Annotated in this window: 18 protein-coding genes; 10 read left to right on the forward strand and 8 right to left on the reverse strand. The window is 69.3% G+C overall.

Translation table 11 applies throughout. From position 1 onward, the window contains the following. The first annotated feature begins 132 nt into the window (after positions 1–132). The gene (folE, locus tag AMK34_RS06370) at positions 133–729 is read left to right on the forward strand and encodes a GTP cyclohydrolase I FolE (protein ID WP_038512743.1); all 597 of its coding nucleotides are present in this window, start codon (positions 133–135) and stop codon (positions 727–729) included. Here the strand turns inward: folE and AMK34_RS06375 are convergent. Further along, positions 719–1,969, reverse strand: a complete 1,251-nt coding sequence (locus AMK34_RS06375) for an MFS transporter (RefSeq protein ID WP_073843602.1) — start codon at positions 1,967–1,969, stop codon at positions 719–721. The two genes, folE and AMK34_RS06375, sit on opposite strands and share 11 nt — an antisense overlap. A gap of 107 nt (positions 1,970–2,076) precedes the next feature. Between AMK34_RS06375 and AMK34_RS06380 the strand changes: the two genes are divergently transcribed. After that, positions 2,077–4,632 carry a P-loop NTPase fold protein gene (locus AMK34_RS06380; protein WP_073843604.1) on the forward strand — a complete coding sequence of 852 codons (2,556 nt, stop codon included), beginning with the start codon at positions 2,077–2,079 and terminating at the stop codon, positions 4,630–4,632. Here the strand turns inward: AMK34_RS06380 and AMK34_RS06385 are convergent. After that, a complete protein-coding gene (locus tag AMK34_RS06385) occupies positions 4,563–5,288 on the reverse strand; it encodes a flavin reductase family protein (RefSeq protein ID WP_038523255.1) in 726 nt (241 codons plus the stop codon). The two genes, AMK34_RS06380 and AMK34_RS06385, sit on opposite strands and share 70 nt — an antisense overlap. 256 nt (positions 5,289–5,544) lie before the next feature. On the opposite strand from AMK34_RS06385, the gene AMK34_RS06390 reads away from it, so the two are divergent. After that, positions 5,545–7,614 (forward strand): AMP-binding protein, encoded by a 2,070-nt coding sequence (locus AMK34_RS06390; protein ID WP_073843608.1) that lies wholly within the window; start codon positions 5,545–5,547, stop codon positions 7,612–7,614. Positions 7,615–7,708: 94 nt separating this feature from the next. Here the strand turns inward: AMK34_RS06390 and AMK34_RS06395 are convergent, their stop codons facing one another. Then, positions 7,709–9,334, reverse strand: coding sequence for an AMP-binding protein (locus AMK34_RS06395; protein WP_073843609.1), 1,626 nt, complete (start codon positions 9,332–9,334; stop codon positions 7,709–7,711). A 107-nt stretch (positions 9,335–9,441) separates the two neighbouring features. Between AMK34_RS06395 and AMK34_RS06400 the strand changes: the two genes are divergently transcribed. Further along, a complete protein-coding gene (locus tag AMK34_RS06400) occupies positions 9,442–10,257 on the forward strand; it encodes a helix-turn-helix domain-containing protein (RefSeq protein WP_038512728.1) in 816 nt (271 codons plus the stop codon). Between the two features lies 1 nt (position 10,258). Here AMK34_RS06400 and AMK34_RS06405 read toward each other — a convergent pair whose 3' ends face one another. Continuing rightward, positions 10,259–10,825 (reverse strand): hypothetical protein, encoded by a 567-nt coding sequence (locus AMK34_RS06405; protein WP_073843611.1) that lies wholly within the window; start codon positions 10,823–10,825, stop codon positions 10,259–10,261. Between the two features lie 106 nt (positions 10,826–10,931). Here AMK34_RS06405 and AMK34_RS06410 point away from each other — a divergent pair, with 106 nt between their 5' ends. Further along, a complete protein-coding gene (locus tag AMK34_RS06410) occupies positions 10,932–11,909 on the forward strand; it encodes a GlxA family transcriptional regulator (protein WP_073843613.1) in 978 nt (325 codons plus the stop codon). Positions 11,910–11,973: 64 nt separating this feature from the next. After that, positions 11,974–12,960: an alpha/beta fold hydrolase gene (locus AMK34_RS06415; protein ID WP_073843616.1), complete on the forward strand. Its 987-nt coding sequence runs from the start codon at positions 11,974–11,976 to the stop codon at positions 12,958–12,960. A gap of 168 nt (positions 12,961–13,128) precedes the next feature. On the opposite strand, the gene AMK34_RS06420 is transcribed toward AMK34_RS06415, so the two are convergent. Both AMK34_RS06420 and AMK34_RS06425 read right to left on the reverse strand, forming a co-directional pair. Continuing rightward, positions 13,129–14,094, reverse strand: a complete 966-nt coding sequence (locus AMK34_RS06420; protein WP_073843618.1) for a DUF6528 family protein — start codon at positions 14,092–14,094, stop codon at positions 13,129–13,131. Positions 14,095–14,173: 79 nt separating this feature from the next. Beyond that, entirely contained in the window at positions 14,174–15,127 is a 954-nt protein-coding gene (locus AMK34_RS06425) for an Acg family FMN-binding oxidoreductase (protein ID WP_073843619.1), read from the reverse strand. Positions 15,128–15,283: 156 nt separating this feature from the next. On the opposite strand from AMK34_RS06425, the gene AMK34_RS06430 reads away from it, so the two are divergent. Further along, entirely contained in the window at positions 15,284–15,580 is a 297-nt protein-coding gene (locus AMK34_RS06430; protein ID WP_038512712.1) for a dsRBD fold-containing protein, read from the forward strand. Positions 15,581–15,587: 7 nt separating this feature from the next. On the opposite strand, the gene AMK34_RS06435 is transcribed toward AMK34_RS06430, so the two are convergent. Continuing rightward, positions 15,588–17,327 (reverse strand): sensor histidine kinase, encoded by a 1,740-nt coding sequence (locus tag AMK34_RS06435; RefSeq protein ID WP_073843621.1) that lies wholly within the window; start codon positions 17,325–17,327, stop codon positions 15,588–15,590. Positions 17,328–17,456: 129 nt separating this feature from the next. On the opposite strand from AMK34_RS06435, the gene AMK34_RS06440 reads away from it, so the two are divergent. Continuing rightward, entirely contained in the window at positions 17,457–18,434 is a 978-nt protein-coding gene (locus AMK34_RS06440; protein WP_143202343.1) for an Acg family FMN-binding oxidoreductase, read from the forward strand. Between the two features lie 97 nt (positions 18,435–18,531). On the opposite strand, the gene AMK34_RS06445 is transcribed toward AMK34_RS06440, so the two are convergent. Next, complete coding sequence (locus AMK34_RS06445; RefSeq protein WP_073844624.1) at positions 18,532–19,164, reverse strand: response regulator; 633 nt, start codon at positions 19,162–19,164, stop codon at positions 18,532–18,534. 188 nt (positions 19,165–19,352) lie between these two features. Between AMK34_RS06445 and AMK34_RS06450 the strand changes: the two genes are divergently transcribed. Together AMK34_RS06450 and AMK34_RS06455 are read left to right on the forward strand one after the other, a co-directional pair. Next, positions 19,353–19,658, forward strand: coding sequence for an ANTAR domain-containing protein (locus AMK34_RS06450; RefSeq protein ID WP_037338780.1), 306 nt, complete (start codon positions 19,353–19,355; stop codon positions 19,656–19,658). A gap of 101 nt (positions 19,659–19,759) precedes the next feature. Then, positions 19,760–20,134, forward strand: coding sequence for a response regulator (locus tag AMK34_RS06455; protein ID WP_037340135.1), 375 nt, complete (start codon positions 19,760–19,762; stop codon positions 20,132–20,134). The last annotated feature ends 7 nt before the right edge of the window (positions 20,135–20,141 follow it).

Here is a 20,141-nt window from a genome sequence, read left to right on the forward strand (position 1 = left end):
ATATCGCCTATCTCAACCGACGGAACACTCTGGATCAGGGATCTACCATGTAAGATGAGCCCGCGGGTGGCAAAACACCCAAAAGTCTTGGTTAAATAACCACTGGGGATCGCGTTCAGCCTAGGAGGCCCAATGTCCACTCCCGCCTTGCGCGTCGTGCACGAAACCGGGCCGGGGCCGGACCTGGCGGCCGCCGAGGCCGCGGCCGCCGATCTCCTCACCGCACTGGGCATCTCATTGGACTCCGAGAGCCTCCGCGGCACGCCGGGCCGGATGGCGCGCGCCTACGCCGAGCTCTTCACCCCTCGCCCGTTCGACCTCACGACGTTCCCCAACGACGAGGGCTACGACGAACTCGTCCTCGCCAGGGGAATCCCGGTCCGGTCCGTCTGTGAGCACCACCTGCTGCCGTTCGTCGGCGTCGCGCACGTGGGTTACCTGCCCGGCGACCGGATCCTCGGGCTGTCCAAGCTGGCGAGGATCGTCGAGCATTTCGCCTGCCGTCCGCAGGTTCAAGAGCGTCTGACGAAGCAGGTCGCCGACTGGCTCGAAGAGCAGCTCGAACCCCGTGGCGTCGGCGTGGTGATCGAAGCAGAGCACTCGTGCATGACCTTGCGCGGTGTCCAGGCCGTCGGGTCGAGCACCGTCACCTCCACCCTGCTCGGCACGCTCCGCGAAGACGCCCGTTCGCGGCAGGAATTCTTCGCTCTTACCGGTATCAACGGCTGACCGCGGGTTCTTCCGCGTAGGCCGCGGAGACGACCGCACGGTCGAACACCCGCCAGGTGAGCGCGGAAACGAGCACCGCCACCACGAAACCGGCCCAGTACGGCGTCGTCAGCCCGAATTTCGACGCCACCGCACCGCCGAGCAACGCGCCGACGCAGTTGCCGCCCGCGATGATGAACAGGCTGGTGCTGCCGACCCGGCCGAGCATGTCCGGCGGGGTGAGCCGCTGACGCAGGGAGCTGGCGACGATGCCCCACAGCGCGCCGTGCACCCCGAACAGGAACAACGTCACCCCGACGACCGGCGCGTTCGTGCTCGTCGCCAGCACCAGATGGGTCGCGGCTTCGATCAGCAAACCGATCCGCAACGTCCAGGTCGGTGTGCACCACGCGATCAGCCGGTCGCCGGTGACCGAGCCGAGCAGCCCGCCCACCGCCATGCAGGTGAACAGCAGGCCGTAGCCGACGGAACCCAGCTGGAGCCGCTCCTTCGCCAGCAACACCAGCACGGACGTGGCCGCGACCAGCGTCAGATTCAGCATGCCGATCAGCCCGACCATGGTCCGCAGCAGACGCTGACCGGCCAGCCACCGGAATCCCTCGGCCACCTCCGCCCGCATCGAGCGACGCACCACGGGCTCGCCGGGTTCGTCGCCGGGCCGTGAGCGATAGGCACCGGCGATGAGCCCGAGCAGCAGGGCGCTGACCGCGTACGTGCCGGCGTTGACGTAGAACGGGATACTCGCCGCGACGCCGAACAGGAATCCGCTCAGTGGACCGGAAAGCATGCCGTGGGCCAGCGTCGTCCCCGCGTACAGCCGCCCGTTCGCCCGCTCCAGCAACGACTTCGGGACGATCCCGGGCAGCATCGCCCCGCTCGCCGTCCGGAACACGACCTCACTCGCGTTGATCACGAAAAGGACGGCGTAGAGCAGGGCGATGCCGACGTTTCCCGCCGTGATCGCGACGGCCAGCAGCGCGACGGCGGGTACGCGGATCCAGTCCAGGGTGATCATCAGCTTCCGCCGGTCCACCCTGTCGACCAGCACCCCGCCCGGCAGCGAAAAGAGCAGCCAGGGCAACCACGCCACCGCGAATCCGCCCGAGACCACGAGCGGTTCGTCGGTGCGGGACGCGATCAGCAGCGGCGCCGCCACCGTCGCGAGACCACTGCCCAGCGCGGACGTCGTACTCGCCGCCCAGAGCTTCGCGTACCTGCCGTCGAGCCGCTCCCCCGTCATGAGATCCAACGTAGCGAGCGGTGACCGAACGGATGCGGAGTTTCACCCACAGCTGAGCACTCGCCCTCTAGACTGCCCTTCCGTTCGGCCTTGGGAGGGGACCACGAATGGTGCTGGTACGCGATGTCAATCCGTCGATCCTGCTGATGAACAAGGCGCCGGGCACGAAGCCTGGCCCTTACCTGCCACGGGACATCGACCAGCAGCTCATCGCGGCGCTCACGTCCGACAGCCGGTTCACCCTCGTCGTCCACGAGGTCTACTCGGGTGCGAGGCGATCGGCTTTGCAGGCCCTGACCGTGACGTACCCCGGAATGGAACTGATCGTCGAGCCGGAGATCGACGACCTCATGTCGGACCGGTACCACGGACCGGCGACGCTCTGGCTCGACCAGAAACTGCCCCAGACCCTCGGACGCGCCCCCGTCGCGGTGACCAAATGGCTGGAGATCGATCACCGGCGCCGGGTGCTGGGCCTCATCGACGCGAGCCAGTACGACCACCCGGAACTCCGCGCGGCGATCGATCAGCTCGCGCCGACGGTCCTCCGTATCGGACCTGACCTCTCCACCCGGGAACGAATGCGGGCCGAGGAGATGTTCCCCGGGATGGGCCCCATCCGCACGATCGACGAGATCGCCGCCGCGTCCAATCCCGCCGCGTCCGAGCACGCCGATCCGGATCCGTTCGCCGCCCACGTCGCCGATTACCGGCCCGACACCGACGACGGCGTCGACCGCCTCGGCATCGGCACCGACGTGCGCATGCTCGCCGACCTGGTGGTCTCACGCATGATCACCCCTCCCCTGTCCATCGGCCTGTTCGGCAGCTGGGGTTCGGGCAAGAGCTTCTTCATGCGGCAGATGCAGCTGCGCGTCCGCGAGCTCGCCGATTCCGCGCGGACGGCCGAAACCGAGGCGGGCGCGCACGGGAAGTCCGTGTCCTCCTACTGTTCGAGTGTCCGCCAGATCAGTTTCAACGCCTGGCATTACAGCGAGGCGAACCTCCTCGCCAGCCTCGCCACGCATATCTTCGACAACCTCGCCGCGAGCGGCGCCGAGAACGATCTTCAGCGCCAGGCCGACCTGCTCGCCGAACGCCGCAAGACCGAGAAGACCCTGCTCGGCAGGCTCAGCGCGGTCCGCCTCGAACGCAGAACCCTGACGGCCCAGCAGAAACAAGCGAAGCGGAGGCGACGGAAGCCGCGCGAATACGTCCTCGCGGTGTTCGACAGCCTCACTGAGGCGGACAAGGCGTGGATCGCGTCCAGGATCGGCGTCGACCAGCCGACCGCCGAGGATCTCGAACGCCTCGCGCAGGAGACCGGCGGGCTGCGTTCGGACGTCGCCGAATTCTGGCGACGCCTGCGGCAGGATCCGGTTCCGCTCCTGATCCTGATCGGTGGGCTGGTGACGGTCCTGGTGGTCACCTTGCTCGTCGGCCGGTCACAGGTCTCCGGCGTGCTCGGCGGGCTCACGCTGGTGAGTTCCGCGCTGACGGTCGTCCTGCGGATGCGCGCCAGCGCGGACCGGATCCACCAGGCGCTCGACAAACTCGGCGGTCCGTCCGAAGAGGACGAAGAAACCGAGCGGCGCCTGGCCGAACTGGACGCGGAATCCGACCGGCTCGAAAAAGCGGTCACCGAACTCGCGCCGGGGCTGGACCTCGTGGCGTTCGCCGAGTCCCGGGTCTCGGACTACGTCGAGCATCTGGGCGTGGTCTCCTTGCTGCGCAAGGATCTCGAAACGTTCGCGACGATGCTCGCGGAGGTCCCGCACGGTTCCGGCAAGATCGAACGGACCGTTCTCTACATCGACGACCTCGACCGCTGCCCGCCCAAGGTCGTCGTCCAGGTCCTCGAAGCCATCCATCTCCTGCTGGCCCTGCCCGTGTTCGTCGTCGTGGTGGGTGTCGACTCCCGATGGCTCAAGAAGGCCGTCGAGCAGCACTACGAGGAGATGCTCGGCGACGACCCGGAAACCTTCGCCGAGAGTTACCTCGAAAAGATCTTCCAGGTGCCGTTCACGTTGTCCCCCATGGACGATCCAGGGTTCGCGGGGCTCGTGCGCGGGCTCGCGGACACCGAGGTCCAGGACTCCACCCCTGCGCCCGCACCCGCCGGAACGGATCAGGCCACCGATGACCGCTCTCCGGTCGCGATCGGTTCTCGTCCTCGCGCGGAAGCACCGCGACCGTCGTCCGAACAGTCCACAATAGACGTCCGCCCTCCTCGCTTGGTGATCTCGGCGCAGGAACTGGACTTCCTGCCGACACTGGCCCCGCTCGTCCGGTCCCCTCGGGCCGCGAAACGGCTCCTGAACCTGTACCGCCTGCTGCGGGCACGGTTCGCCGGAGAAGACCTCGCGGAGTTCCTCTCCGACGGTGACCGTGAAGCGCCGTTCCGCGCGGTGCTGGTGCTGCTCGCGGTCCACGTCGGACATCCGGACGCCGTCCGGTGGTTCGCCTCCATCGAGGGAACCGACCCCGACGACAAGGCCGTCGAGATCGTGTCCTCGATGAACGACCACGAACTGCGGCCGAAGCTCGAACGAGGCCTGTCCGGCGAAGCGTGGCCAGTGCTGGCCGGGTCCTATCAGCGCTGGCTGCCGTTGGTGAACCGGTTCTCGTTCGCCCGCGACCGCTCGATGTCGGGCCCCCGGTAGAGCCGCTCCGGGATCTTCGCCAGTGTCGACGGATGGACCTGCGGGCCGAGGCCGTAGAGCTTCTGGAAGCTCATGATCAGCGGCCGCCACCGGTCGGGGTCGATCCGGTCTTCGGTACCCGGCATCCGCACGTCGTCGTGGACGTGGACACGCTGGACGCGCACTTCGAACACGAGCACGCCGCCGCGTTGTTTCGGATCGTCTTCGGCGAGGGGATGCACGGCCTCGACGACGGCCTCCATCGTCACCGGGCATTCCGCGACACGGGGCGGCCGGACCGTCTCCGAAGCGACCGGGGTGAGCCCGGCACGGGCGAACTTGTCCGGTTCGTGCCGATAGCCGCGCTCGTACTTGCGGGACGGCACCGGATCCGATCCGGTGGTCAGCGCCAGCCGGTCGACGGCGGCCGCCAGCGCGTCGGAAGGGAGATTCAGAACACATTCGCGGTTGCGCATGAGATTCTGCGCGGTCTTGGATTTCGCGCCGAGCCCGAGCATGCCCCGCCAGCCGAGCCAGAACGCCGACGACATCGGGGCCAGGTTCACGGTGCCCGCCTGGTCGACCGTCGAGAGGAGCACCACCGGGGTGCCGAAGTAGAGGATTCCGGGCTCGATACGGGTGTGTGCGGCCTCGGCCGCCGTCGTGGAAACTGTCACGTTCGTCAGCATCGCCGCCTCGCGTGCGGGAGGCTGGCGAGAATCGGACGTCGCGATCAACACCGTCGGCGGAGGGCGTCGCGCCGTCCGAACACTTACCCTCATCCGAGACGGTTCCCTTGGGCGGACGCGAACCCGCGGTCGTTCGGAGTATTGCGTTCGGCCGATTGCTGGTAGGTTCGCCGAACTTGAACGACGAAGGAGGCGCCGGCAGCGGCCCGGTCAACACCCGAACGCGCGTGGTGAGGCGAATCGCATGCGAGACGATGTGGTCCAGGCGAGCTCGATTCTCGGGCATTCCCCCGGCCAGGTTTGGGAAGTGATCGGCGATCCCGAGTCCTACTCGAGGTTCGTCGCGGAGATCAGCTGGTGCGAGATCCAGCGTCCCGCCGAACGCGGACGCGGCCCGAAATGCCTTGTCCGGCTGGAACCGCGGCCGGGAACGCTCGTCGTCGGCGAGATCGAGGCGCGGGTCTGGCGGCCGGGCGAGCACGTCGTGTGGTGCGGCGTCGAGAACGACGGCATCTGGGTCTCGGTCGAACTGCGGCAGACCCCCGACGGTGGCACGGAACTTCTCGCGCAGCTGATGCTTCCGGCGCCGCACTCCCCTCTCGTGTCCGCCGCGTCCTTCAAACGCACCGTCCGCGCGGCGGCCCGGCGGATCGATCTGCACCTTTCGGGCCGGGCGGCGTCACCTCAGGACGAACCGGCGCACACCAAGGCCACCACGCTGCACACGGCGAGCACGTTGATCAAGGCAGGAGTGCTCGCGGCCGCGCGCCCGGACAAGATCGCGCGGCAGCTCACCTCGCTTTCGCAATGGGGCGCCACCGTCGCCGGCGGCTACTCGGCCAACGCCGCCCGCGTCCCCGAAGAAGTCGCGCTGCACGACGAACGCAACGTCCGGACGTTCAAGCAGGCCGCCGATCGCAGCAATCAGCTCGCGAACGCGCTGGCGGCCCGCGGTGTCCGCGCCCGCGACCGGATCGCCTTGCTGTGCCGCAATCACGCGACGATGGTCGAGTCGCTGATCGCGTGCAGCAAACTCGGTGTGGACGCGATCCTGCTCAACACCGGCCTGTCCGCCGGCGCGGTCGCGGACGTGATCGGGCTGCACAAACCGGTCGCGGTGCTCGCCGACGACGAGTTCTCACGGATCATCGCCGACATCCCGGGCGACTTCCTGCGGCTGTCCACCTGGCCGGATACCGAGAACGGCTACCCGACGATCGACCAGTTCATCGCCGGGGTGCCCGCCACCAAACTCAAACCGGTGGACCGGATCGGCAGGCTCGTCGTCCTCACCTCGGGCACCACCGGAACCCCGAAAGGCGCACGACGGCCGACGCCGAAGGGACTGTCGACGTCGGCCGCCATGCTCGACCGCATTCCGCTCCACTCCGGAGACCGCTTCGTCGTTGCCGCACCGCTGTTCCACAGCTGGGGGCTCGCCGGGATGCAGATCGGGATGGCGGTGCGGGCTTCGCTGTCGCTGATCCGCCGGTTCGACGCCGAGGAGATCCTGCGGACCATCGCCGAACATCGGTGCGGTGTGCTGTTCGCCGTCCCCATCATGTTGCAGCGCATTCTCGACCTGCCCGAACGGATCCGCAGCCGCTACGACCTCTCTTCGCTGCGGATCGTCGCCAGCAGCGGATCCGCGCTGCCGGGCACGATCGTCACCGAGTTCATGGACACCTTCGGCGACGTGCTCTACAACTTCTACGGCTCCACAGAGGTTTCGTGGGCCAGCATCGCGACGCCCGAGGACTTGCGCGCCGCGCCGACCACCGCCGGCCGCTGCCCGCCCGGTACCCGCGTCGCCATCCTCGACGACGACCACAAGCGGGTCCCGCCGGGCTGGGAGGGACAGATCTTCGTCGGCAACGACATGCTGTTCGAGGGCTACACCGACGGCGCCAGCGTGCCCCGCGCGGAGAACCTGATGGCGACCGGCGACGTCGGTTACCAGGACGCCGCCGGCCGCCTCTTCGTCACCGGCCGGGCGGACGAGATGATCGTGTCCGGTGGGGAGAACGTGTCCCCGCGCCCGGTCGAGGAGGCCATCGTCGCCCTGCCCGGCGTCCACGAGGCCGCCGTGATCGGCGTGCCGGATCGCGAGTTCGGGCAACGGTTCGCGGCGTACATCGTCCCGAAACGCGGCGCGCGGATGAGCGCGGACGACGTCCGCGCCTACATCCACCACCGGCTGGCCCGCTTCGCGGTGCCGCGCGACGTGTACTTCGTCGAGGAGCTGCCCCGGAACGCGACCGGGAAGGTACTCAAACGGTTACTACGGGACGAAACCTGGCCGATCGAGCAGTAAGCTTTCCCGGAACTCGCGTGATTGAGGGCGTATCACGCGTGATTGAGGGCGGAAGACGATGTTCCGCCCTCAATCACGCGAGTTCCGTCTCCGATCACGCGAGTTCCGCGTTTGAGTGCCGCTTCCGCAGGAGGAATCGCTGGATCTTCCCGCTGGGTGTCTTGGGCAGCTCCGGCACGAAGCGCACCTCACGCGGGTAGGCGTGCGCGGCGAACCGGGTCTTCACCAACTGCTGCAGTTCGGAAGCCAGGGCGGAATCGGCGGAAACGCCGTCGCGCGCCACCACGTAGGCCACGACCACTTCGCCGCGCAGTTCGTCCGGGACCCCGATCACGGCGCATTCGGCCACCGCGGAATGTTGCTGCAGAACGCTTTCCACGTCGAACGGGCCGATGCGGTAGCCCGCCATCAGGATGACGTCGTCATCTCGTGACGCGAAGGTCAGGTAGCCGGAGGCGTCCTTGGCGGCCACGTCGCCGGTGTAGTACCAACGTCCGTCGGGGCTGAACCGCGCGGCGGTGCGCTCGGGCGCGTCGCGGTAGCCCCGGAACCACACCAGCGGACTCGCCGAGAGGTCCAGGGCGACGCGTCCGCGTTCTCCCGGCTCGGCGATCACGTCGGCGCCTTCTCGGAGGACCTCGACGGCGAAGCCCGGCAGGACGCGCCCCATCGAACCGGGTTTGACCTCCGAGCGGAGGTCCGGATGCCACGCGTTGCCGACCACCATGCCGAGCTCCGTCTGTCCATAGTGGTCGTAAACGCCGACGCCGAGCTTGGCTGACGCCCACTCCAGGACGTCCGGCGTCAGCGGTTCACCCGCCGACGAACAGTGCCGCAGCCGGAGGCCGTCCGGCACCGGGGCGGCCGAGTTCCGGAGCGCGCGGTACACCGTCGGCGCGGCGGCGAAGTTGGTGACGCTGAACTTCTCCAGCACCGCCCAGGTCAGTTCGGCCGAGAAACCCGCGTGCAGCAACAGACTCCGCCTGCCGGTCGCCATCGGCGTCATGATCGCGTAGTACAGACCGTAGGCCCAGCCCGGGTCGGCGGCGTTCCAGAAGACGTCGTCGGCACGGACGTCGAGCGCGAAGTCTTGATACGCCTGGAAACCTGCGAGCGCGCGGAGGGGAATCGGGACGGCCTTGGGCGTCCCCGTGGTCCCGGAAGTGAACAACTCGACCAGGACGCCGGCCCCACCGGTCTCCGCGGATCCCGGCAGCGGCGCGGCTTCGGCCAGCATCTCGCGGAACGACAGGTCGCCGTCCTCGCCGTCTCCGACCACCACGATCCGCCGCGCCGGGTCGGCGGGCAGATCGGCGGACGGCGTCAGCTTCGAGCGCTGATTGGCGTCGGCGATGACGACCTTCGTACCGTTGCCGGTGATACGCAACGCGATGGCGGGCGGCGCGAACGCCGTGAACAGCGGAACGTGCACCGCGCCCAGCCGCCAGATCGCGAGCAGCGCCACCACGAGCTCCGCCGACTTGCCCATCAACGTCGCCACCCGGTCCCCCGGTCCGACCCCGAGACCGAGCAGCGCCCCGGCGAAGCGTTCGGACCGCTCACGCAGCTCGCCGTAGGTGAGGTCCACACTGGTCAGATCCGCCTCGACCACGGTGAACGCGACCGCCTCCGCCGGATGCCGGTCGCACAACAGCGTCGCCGCACTGGCCCGCTCGTCGTCGTAGACCTCGAGCAACCGCCGGACGTGAGCTTCGGTCATCGTTTCTCCCGGGACGTGGCGAAGGCGTACAGTTCCGGAAATCGTGCGGGTGGGCCCGACCCGCCCACCACCCCCGATCGAGGGGGATCACCGAGGAGGGTGAGCCGATGCCGGTCGACGACGCCCAGCTGCTCGGCGCGGTCTCGGACCTGCGCCGGGACACCGGTCTGCCGGTCGGTTTCGCCGGGATCGCCGGCACCTCACCGCGGATGCGGCTGACCGCGTTCCTCGGCAACCGGGGCACCGCGCTGAACGGCCTGTCCGTCCGCGCGGGCTGCGGCCTCGGCGGCAAGGCGCTCGCGCTGACCCGGCCGGTGGTCGCCAACGACTACCACCGCGCCACCACGATCAGTCACGACTACGACGAGCCGGTCCGCGACGAGGGGATCCACTCGGTGGTCGCCATCCCGGTGGTCGTGCGCCGTCGCGTCCGCGCCGTGCTCTACGGCGGCCTGCGCGACGAGGCGACCCTTTCCGACCGGACGATCACCGCCGCCCTGCACGCCGCGCGCGATCTCGAACAGACGTTGGCCGTCGAGGACGAGATCGAACAGCGGCTGGCCGAGGCACGACCGCTGGCCGAACACCACGAGGAGGCCGCACCGCGGGAACGCCTTCGCGAGGTCTACGCGGAGTTACGGGCGCTCTCCGGCCAGCTCGACGACAGCGTTCTCCGCGACCGCCTCGACGCGGTGTGCGAGAACCTCACCGGCGCCGTTTCCCCTGCGCTACGCCTGGCGCCGCGGGAGCTCGACACGGTCTCGCTCGTCGCGCTCGGGCTGACGAACGCCGAGATCGCGCACCGGCTGGGCCTGACCGCGGAGACGGTCAAGAGCTACCTTCGGGACGCGATGCGCAAACTCGACGCGACCTCGCGGCTGCAGGCTGTCACGCACGCGCGGCGTGCCGGACTGCTCCCCTGACTCAACCCGCGGGAACGGGCGAGACCGAGGAGATGCAGTATTTGTCGCCCGCCTCGCGCCGGACCTCCATCGTCCCGTTGTGGGGCTCAGTCCGGTCCAGGGTGCCGGTCATCGTCACCACGATCAGGTCCGGACTCGCCGCGCGAGGATCCTTCGCGCTGAGCGACGCGTTGCGGTCGCCGTACTCCTTCGCGGCCTGACGGACCTTGTCCTTGGCGTCCGCACAGGCCGACTCGGCAGCCTTGTCGGGCTCGTCGCCGAATACCGCGAGGATGAACTTGCCCGCCAGCACCGGGCCCCAGTTGAGCTGCAACGGGGTCTGCGTCGCGGCGGCCGAGCTCGAAGACTTGCGGTCGCTCAGCAGGAAGCCGGGCGCGACGAACGCGAGGATCACGAAAACGACCAAGACGAGCGCGCCACCGCCGGCGATCAAGCCGATCAGCAGCCCGTTGCCCTTCTTCGGCGGCGGGTATCCCTGTTGCGGGTACTGCTGTTGCGGATATTGCTGCTGGGGGTACTGCTGCTGCGGATGCCACTGCGGCCCTTGCGGTCCCTGCGGATACGACATCGACGGTTCCTTCCCCCGGCCAACCTGGTGCGCGAGGAATCTACCGTCCCCTTCGGACAGTCGAAAACCGGCTCCACCGCAGGTCCGGTCTCCCTAGAATCGACCCATGAGACGGCTGGCCGTGGTGGTCTTCAACGGGGCGTCGCTCGGCGCGATGTCCTTCGCGTTCGGGGTGTTCGAGATGGCTTCGGCCTTCGGGGAGCTACCCAACCTCGACCTCAAGGTCGTCGGAGGTGAACCCGACACCGCCTTGCGAGGCGGCGGCCTGACCGTCCCGGTCCCCGAAGATCTCGACGCGGTCCGGAACGCGGACTTGGTGCTGGTCCCCAACTGGCGGTCGCCGATGGAGGATCCGCCGGAAGCGGCGCTGGCGGCGCTCCGCTCGGCGCACGACCGTGGTGCCCGGGTGGCCGGACTGTGCAGCGGAGCCTTCGTGCTGGCCGCCGCCGGGCTGCTCGACGGGCGCCCCGCGACCACGCACTGGGCGATGGCGCCGCTGCTCGCGGCCCGGTTCCCCGCCGTCCGGCTCGACGAGTCGGTGCTCTACATCGACGACGGCGACATCCTGACCGCGGGCGGTGGTGCGGCGGGGATGGACCTCGGCCTGCACCTGATCCGCTCCTGGTGCGGCGCGGAGGTGGCGAACCGGCTGGCGAAGGGCATGGTCGTCCCGCCACACCGACCCGGTGGGCAGGCGCAGTACATCGAATCGCCGATGCCGGAACTCGACGAGGGCGACCCGGTGTCGGAGACGATGGCCTGGGCGCTGACCAGGCTGGACACGGCGCTCCCGGTCGACGAACTCGCCAGGCGGGCGCATATGAGCAGGCGCAACTACGACCGCCGGTTCCGCGAGATCACCGGCGCCGCGCCCGGTACCTGGCTCACGCATCAGCGCGTCATCCGGGCACAGCAGTTGCTCGAATCCACCGATCTCCCGGTCGACGAGATCGCCAGGTACTGCGGGTTCTCCTCGTCGGCCGCGCTCCGGCCGCATTTCCGCCGCCAGGTCGGGGTCACGCCGGTCTCGTATCGGGAGACGTTCGGGACCAGGCTGGGCGTGCCGGAACCCATGCTGTCTTGAAACTGATCCTGGTTGGCGAAAACACCACTCACGGCGGGCGCCGCGACCGGGCCACGATCAGGACATGACCGAAAACAGCCGTTCCTTCCTCAACCGCCGGTCCATGCTCACCCTCGGCGCGGGGGCCGCGGCCGCGCTGGTGGCCTCGGGTGGCGTGGCCGAGGCGAGCAGGCCCGCCGCCACCGACGCCGAACTCGCGCGGTCGCTGCCCGGCGGCTTCCGCAGCGAGTACGCCCAGGTCAACGGGGTCCGGCTGCATTACGTCGCCGGCGGCCGGGGTGAGCCGCTGATCCTGCTGCCGGGCTGGCCGGAGACCTGGTGGCAGTACCGCAAGGTCATGCCGGAGCTGGCGAAGCGGTATCGCGTGATCGCCGTCGACCTGCGGGGTATGGGCGGCTCGGACAAGCCACAGGGCGGGTACGACAAGAAGACGATGGCCCGCGACATCTTCGAGCTCGTCCGCGCGCTGGGCCACCGGCAGGCGCACGTCGCCGGGCACGACATCGGCGCCATGGTCGCGTTCGCCTTCGCCGCCAACCACGCCGAGGCCACGAAGACCGTCACGCTCATGGACGTCTCGCACCCCGACGAAAGCCTGTACCAGCTCCCGATGCTGGCCCCGCCCGGGCAGCCGGTGAACGTCTGGTGGTTCGCCTTCAACCAGGTCGCGACGCTGCCGGAGCAGCTGCTGACCGGCCGGTCACGTTTCCTCGTGGACTGGATGTTCGACCACCTGGCGGCCGACCCGGCCTCGATCGGGAGCCGGGACCGGGCGATCTACGCCGCCGCGTACGACCGCCCGGACGCCATTCGCGCCGGGAACGGCTGGTACCAGGCGTTCGGCCAAGACATCGAGGATCAGAAGGCGTACGGGAAGATCACCGCGCCGATGCTGGGGCTGGGCTCGGAGTTCAACTACGACTACCTCGCCGCGGTCCTGCCGTCGAAGGCGGCCGACGTCCGGGTGCGGAAGGTCTCCGGTTCCGGCCACTTCGTCGCCGAGGAGCAGCCGCGGACCGTCATCGACGAATTGCGAACCTTCCTCGGGTGAGGCCTATACCCCGAATGGGTCAACGCCGCGCGCCGAACGACCCGATTCACTCTGTCAGGTGAAAGACGCGGCGAGGCGTCATTCTCGCGGCGAGGGCCCCTCTTCTCTGGTGTGTCGGTACCGGCCGGGCAGCCCCCCGAACGGCCGGTACCGACATGGAAGTTCAGCTCAACCGATCCACCAGCGGGCCTTGTAGATCCACGCGCCGTGCAGCGCCAGCTCGGCGCGTGGAAAGGCCAGCCGGACGGTGTCCGTGCACCAGGTGCACAAGTGGCCCTCCTGCACGGAGGCCGTCAGGATCTGGCCGGTCCGCGGGTTCGTCGACACGCTCTTCACATGCGGCCGGTCGATCTCCCGCGCACCCGCGTAGCGCTGGGTGAACGCGCCACTCGTCTTCGAGAACTGGTACACCCCCGCCTCCGTCGTCACCCACAGCAGGTCCGGCCGGTTCGGGACCGACTGGAGGTCGTGCCCGCCCTTGGTCGGCACCGGGACGGACCGCTGCTCGGTGAGCACCGGAGCGGCGGGGGTCCCGCCGACGCTCAACGCGACGAGCGCGTCGGTGCCCAGGGCCCACAACACGTTCCGTCCGGCGTCCCACACCACGCCGTGCGCCCCCACCAGCCGGTATTCGGCGTAGGTCGTCGAACGCTGCCCCTGCGAGGCGGTGTAGACCCGCACCCAGCCGCCGGTGCTGGCAGCCACCGCGACGTTCCCGTCCGGCAGCAGTTCGATGCTGTGCGGATTGGCGGGGCCGCCCACGTTCGCGGCCCAGTACGCCCGGTCGCCCGCCGGGTACGGCACGACGGCCGCGAACCCACCCGACGCCGAGGTCAACAGGTACTTCTCGCCGCCTCGTTCAGCTAGCTTCGCGTCGCTCGGGTTGCTCCAAGAGCCGGTCAGATCCGCCAGCCCGTTGGCGGCGTTCGGCGCCCACGCCCAGCTCACCTTCCGCTCCTGCCCGGAGGCACGGTCGGCGGGCAGGACCAGGATGCGCTTGGACGCCTGCTCGGTGATGACGATCGAGCCGCGATCGCGCCCGGCTGCGTCCGCGTCCGCCACCGCCGGCGCGGACGCCGCGACCGAAAGGCCGGCGATGGCCAGCGCCACCAAGGATTTCCGCATGATCTTCATACCCAGAACCGAACCCGTCCGGGATGAAGGGTGGGTGGCGGCGATCGGAAACGTGGATGTCGACGAGGTGACCCCGGGATCAGAGGCTCGCCTCGGACTGCCGGAACAGCACTTCGCCGATCGGACGGCGTGCCGTCATCGCGGCCGGGCGGCCGTACCCGAAGCGCAGCACGGCGTGCGGACGGCCGAGGTCGGCGAAGACCCGGTCCATCGCCGCCCGGGTCTCCGGGGTTTCGAACGGCCTGCCGACGAACGAGGTCGCGAGACCGGCGGCCGTCGCGGTCAGCAGTACCCGCTGCAGCACCATTCCCGCCCGCAGATCCGCGGCGGGCCCGCCGGCAGCGGTGAGAACCGCGCCGAGCACCGGCTCACCGCCTTCGGGTTCGGCGGCGATGAAGGACTCCTGCGCGGGAATGCCGTGCGGCGACGGCGGTCTGGTCGGTGCCTGGACACCGTCCGGTGCGTGGGCCGTCCGCCGCGTCCACAGCGCGACCTCGGCCTGGAACGCGCCGTTGCGCGCCTGCGCGGCCTCGGCCCGGTGCAGTACGCGCGCGACCGCGTTCGCCCGGTCGCCGCGGCCGAACAGTTCCAGCAGCCCGCCTTCCACCAGCGCGGCCGCGCGCAACGTCGTCCGCGCCCAGACCGGCACCGGCCGGTCCGCGAACGGACGGCGGTTCGTGTGACGGCGGAAGACGACTTCGGCCAGCTTCCGTTCCTCCGGCGACGAGAACCGGTCGCCGCCGATCACGAGTTCGGCGAGCAGGTCCGGCTCCTCCGGCTTCGGTACCAGCCGCAGCGAGACGGTCTTGCCGTTGGACCGCAACGAAACGATCAGGTTGAACAACGCCGCGCCGCACGAAAGCCGCGCCTCGCGGGCGTCCGGGTCGGCGATCCGCAGCACCCTGGCTCGATCGAGCCACACTTCGATCCGCCCCCGGTCGACGACGAACCGCCACGGCTGGGTGTTGAGCGGGGACGGCGCACGGACGGCGGCCGCCACCGCCTGGTCGACATGGGTCGGTAACGGGATCATCGTGGGCTCCGAGGGAAGGGGATTGATCCACCATCGGCCGGGGTACCCGGCGACCGCAACGGCCGCCGGTCACGAATTCCGAGGACTTTCGCCCCCGTTCACCCGGGAGCGAGGACTTAGGACCCTGTGCCACGGACGGCCGCGATGAGAGCCTCGATGACCGGAACGGAGCCCACGATGACGGACAAATGGACGATCGACGTGTCCCTGCAGCACGAGCCGTACCGGGTACGCGCGGAAGCATTGCTCCGTCTCGAGGACGGCGGCGAGTTCGTCGGCGTCGGAATCGCGGAGGCCGGGCTGAGAAACGGTCCGACGTCCCAGATCGGTTCCTATCTCGCCGTGACGCGGGCGCTTTCGGACCTCACCGCGGAACTGCTGGAGACCGTCGCCTCCGACGTCGCCCGCTCGATCGAAGTCGACGGGCTCCTCGCCACGCAGTCGACCAACTGAACCCCGGTCAGCGCAAGGGGGCGGACCAGTCGATCCTGGTTCCGCCCCCTTCGCGCGTCTCCGCCCGGAACGCCCCGCCCGCCTTCTCCGCGCGATCACGCAGATTCCGCAGCCCGCCGAAACCACCGGATTCGCCGATCCCGGTGCCGTCGTCGGTGACCACGATCCGCAGGACGTCGTCCTTCACCGCGACGCTCACCGAAACGCCGCTCGCCCGCGCGTGCCGGACCACGTTGCCGACCGACTCCCGCACCACCGCTTCGGCGTGTTCGGCGAACGAGAGCGGGATCGCGTCGAGCGGCCCGGACAGGCTGACCGTCGGATGCAGCGGGGTGTCGTCGGTCAGTTCGGTGATCGAGTCGTAGAGGCGATGCCGCAGCCGCACCCCCTGCTGGCCCGCCTCGCCGCCGTGGAGGTCGAAGATCGCCGTGCGGATCTCGTGCACGATCTCGTGCATCTGGTCGATGCTCTCGCCGATCCGGCGCCGCAGTTCCGGCGAATCCGCGCGGCGGTGGGTGCTCTGCATGGCGAGACCGACCGCGAACAGCCGCTGGATGACGTGGTCGTGCAGATCCCTGGCGATCCGGTCCCGATCGGCGAGCACGTCGAGCTCCCTGGCGGTGCGCTGCCGCGCGGCCAGCTGGAGCGCGAGCGCGGCCTGGTCGGCGAACGAGGCCACCACCGGCAGCTGGCCGAGCTCGAACGGGACCGCGCCCGGATTCCGCACCGCCATCAGCACCCCGGACGTCCGTTCCCGCGCGCGGAGCGGCACGACGAGCGTCGGGCCGAGGCCGATCTCCCCGTCGTGACCGAGTACCAGTTCCGGCACGCTGCGCGGGGTCCGGTCGCGGTAGACCGCCCCCGGCAACGACGTGGCGACGCTGATCCGTACCCCGGTCAGCTCCGCCGCCCGCGCGCCCGCGCAGACGGCGATGGTGAGCTCGTCGGCCTCGTCCTCGCCGTCCGGGCTGACGTCGAGCCTGCCGGAACCGGGCAGTGCCAGCAAAGTGAGGTCGGAACCGGTGAGTTCCAGCGCCCGGCCGGCGATCAGGTTGAGCGCGTCGACGGGGTCGGTGCCACCCAGCAGTTCCGTGGTGACTTCGCTGGTGGCCGCCTGCCACCGCTGGCGGATCCGCGTCTGCTCGTACAGGTGGGCGTTCTCGATGGCTATCCCGGCCGCGGCGGCGAGCGCCTGGACGACCACCTCGTCGTCGTCGGTGAAACTTTCCCCGCGTTTCTCGGTCAGGTAGAGATTCCCGAACACCTCGTCGCGGACCCGGATGGGCACGCCGAGGAACGAACGCATCGGTGGATGGCACGGCGGGAACCCGACCGACGCGGGATGCCGGGAGATGTCGGCCAGGCGCACCGGTTTCGCCTCGTCGATGACGAAACCCAGCAGGCCGTGACCTTTCGGGAGATGCCCGATCTGTTCCTTCGTTTCACCGTCGATGCCGTGATAGACGAATTCGGCGAGCGAACCGTCGTCCGCGATCACCCCGAGCGCGCCATAAGTGGCCTCGCCGAGATCGATCGCCGCCTGCACGATCCGGTGCAGCGTCGTGTCCAGCTCCAGTCCCGACGCGACCGCGAGCACCGCTTCGAGCAGGCCGTCCATCTTGTCGCGGGTGCCGATGAGCCGTTCGATGCGGTCCTGGAGATCCCGCAGCACCTCACGAACCTTCAGCTGGGACAGCGCGCCGGTGATCCGGTCGTCGCTTCCGCCCAGCCGGTCATGAGCCGACATCCTGCTCCGCCTCCGAAGATCGGGACGACTCCCGGCCGTGGTGACTTTCTCCTCTTTCGGCCCCGCACCGCGGGCGGGACCGTCTCATCAGACAACCGTATTGCCCGTGGCGCAGCGGCGGGGGAAACCATGACCATACAAGTCACCAGGGTCGGACGTTTGAACTCCGAACAGGTGAATTCCGTGCTCCGGTCGGCCATGCTGGCCCCGTCGACGCACAACACCCAGCCATGGCTGTTCCGGTGCACCGGCACCGGAATCGAGGTGCACGCCGATCCGCGCCGTATTTTACCCGTCACGGACCCGGACGGACGCGAACTCGTGCTCTCGTGCGGTGCCGCCCTGTTCACCCTCCGGACGGCGATTCACGCACTGGGCTTCCATCCGGCGACGACCCTGATGCCCAGCCGCGCCGATCCCGATCTGCTCGCCGTCGTCCGCCCGCTCGCCGAACGCATGCCCGATCAGAAGGTCGTGCGGCTGGCCCGTGCGATCCCCCGCCGCCGGACCAACCGGCGGCCCTTCCTCTCCAGCGTCGTCCCGAAATCCACGCTCACCGCGCTCCGCCACGCCACCGAACTCGAACACGCGTGGATGCCGAACCTCGACGCCGAACAGTGCCGTCTCCTGCACGACCTCACCGCCCGCGCCCGCCGGGAGCAACTCGCCGACCCCGCCTTCCTCGCCGAACTCGGCCGCTGGACCAGACTGGGTGCGAGTACCCGCGACGGTGTGCCGTCCTATGCGATGGACGGCAGCCCCGCCGACGAAAGCTGGCTCCTCGACGAATTCGGCGAAGCGGCCGGTGATCCGCGGCCTGCCCCGCTCGTGGTGGCGATCGGATCGCTGACCGACGACCGGCTCGACCGGCTGCAGGCCGGCCAGGCCCTGCAACGGGTGCTGCTCACCGCGACCGCCACGGGACTCGACGCGTCGTTCATCTCGCCGCCGATCATGGTCCGCGAGGCCCGTGCCGAACTGCGGCGGATCCTCGGCTGCGGGGTGTGGCCGCAGGTGCTGCTGCGGGTCGGCTACGGCTCGCCGCTGCCGTGGACGCCGCGGCGGCCGCTGGACGACGTGCTGCTCGATACGCTCATTTCCGCTTGAGTGAAGGCGGAACCGGGGCGAAGGCTCCCTTCGCCGCATCAGACGCGGTGAAGGGAGCCTTCAGCCCACTCACGACCAGCTGCATCGCCCGGTTCCATCACTGCCGCCGCAGTTCCGTCGCCAGCACCGCCGCCTGGGTCCGCCGCTGCATCCCGAGTTTCGTCAGCAACCGCGACACGTAGTTCTTCACGGTCTTCTCGGCGAGGAACATCCGTTCGGCGATCTGCCGGTTTGTCAGCCCCTCGCCGATCAACTCCAGCAGCGTGCGTTCCTGGTCGGAAAGGCCGGCCAGGGGGCCCTTCTTGGCGGCGTCGTCACGGAACTTCGCCATCAGCGTCGCGGCGGCCCTCGCGTCCAGCAGCGACCGGCCGAGACCGACCTCCTTGACCGCCGCCACCAGGTCCATCCCGCGGATGTCCTTGATGACGTAACCACTCGCGCCCGCCATGATCGCGTCCAGCATCGCCTGCTCGTCGGTGTACGACGTGAGCATCAGGCATTTGAGTTCCGGCATCTTGGATCTCAGTTCCCGCGCGAGTTCGACGCCGTTGCCGTCCGGCAGCCGCACGTCGAGCACCGCGACGTCCGGCCGCAGCGCCGGGATCCTCGCCAGCGCTTGGGAAAAGGTCGCCGCCTGCCCGACGACGCACAGGTCGGCCTCCTCCTCGAGCATGTCCGCGACCCCTCGACGGACCACCTCGTGGTCGTCGACCAGAAACACCCGGAGCATTCCGACCTCCACGGTTTCCCCTCCTCGGCTGAGCGTACGGTGCACGGCCGGTCACTGCGACAGGCCAAAGGGCCCTGTTAGGCGCCCGTTCGAGTGGCTGCCGCCGTCCGGACCAGGTTCATTTGCATCATTCGAGTCAGGACGTTTTGTTCTTCCCGGAGCAGTCGCGCCGCTGCGACGATCGCTTCATGTCCGAGACCACGCTTTCGCCTACCCCGTCGCCCGGCTCACCAGACCCGGCCGACGACCTCGTGGCGATGCGCAACCGCATCCGCTTCTACCGGGCCCGCGCCGAGCAACTCCAGTACGCGCTGGATCACCGGCTTCCCATCGAGCAGGCGAAGGGCATCCTCGCCGAGCGCTACCAGATCGACATCGACGCGGCGTTCGAACTGCTGCGTTCGTTCTGCCGCAACAACAACATGAAGATCCACGACGTCGCCAGGACGCTCATCGAGCAGCCGAGCGAAGGCGACCGCCGGATCTCTTGCTGAGTCACGCCATGTTCGGCGGGGGGCCCGCGACCACCACCGGCGCCGCAGACCGCGCGGGCACGGACTGGGTGATGAACCGAACGCCGCCCCCCAGACTTCGGGTGCTCGTCGCGGACGACAACCCGGTCATCGGCGACGCCCTGCGCGCCCTCCTGGACTCCGAGCCGGACATCGAGGTGGTCGCCGTCGCGCTGGACGCCGGCGAAGCGGTCGCGCTCGCCGAGCTGCTGTCCCCCGAGGTCGCCGTGCTCGACGTCCGGATCCCCGGCGGTGGCGGCGCGTGGATGGCGCGGGAGATCCGGCGCCGGGTGCCCCATACGCGCTTGATGGCGTTCTCCGCGCACAGCGACACCCGCTCCATCGCCCAGATGGCGTCCGCGGGCGTCACCGAGTACCTCGTGAAGGGCAGCCCCAACACCGAGATCGTCGCGGCCATCCGCCGCATCTGCGCGAACAGCGCCAACGGGACCGAGTAGCGAGGAC

This window comes from Amycolatopsis sp. CB00013, from assembly GCF_001905755.1.
Classification (GTDB): domain Bacteria; phylum Actinomycetota; class Actinomycetes; order Mycobacteriales; family Pseudonocardiaceae; genus Amycolatopsis; species Amycolatopsis japonica.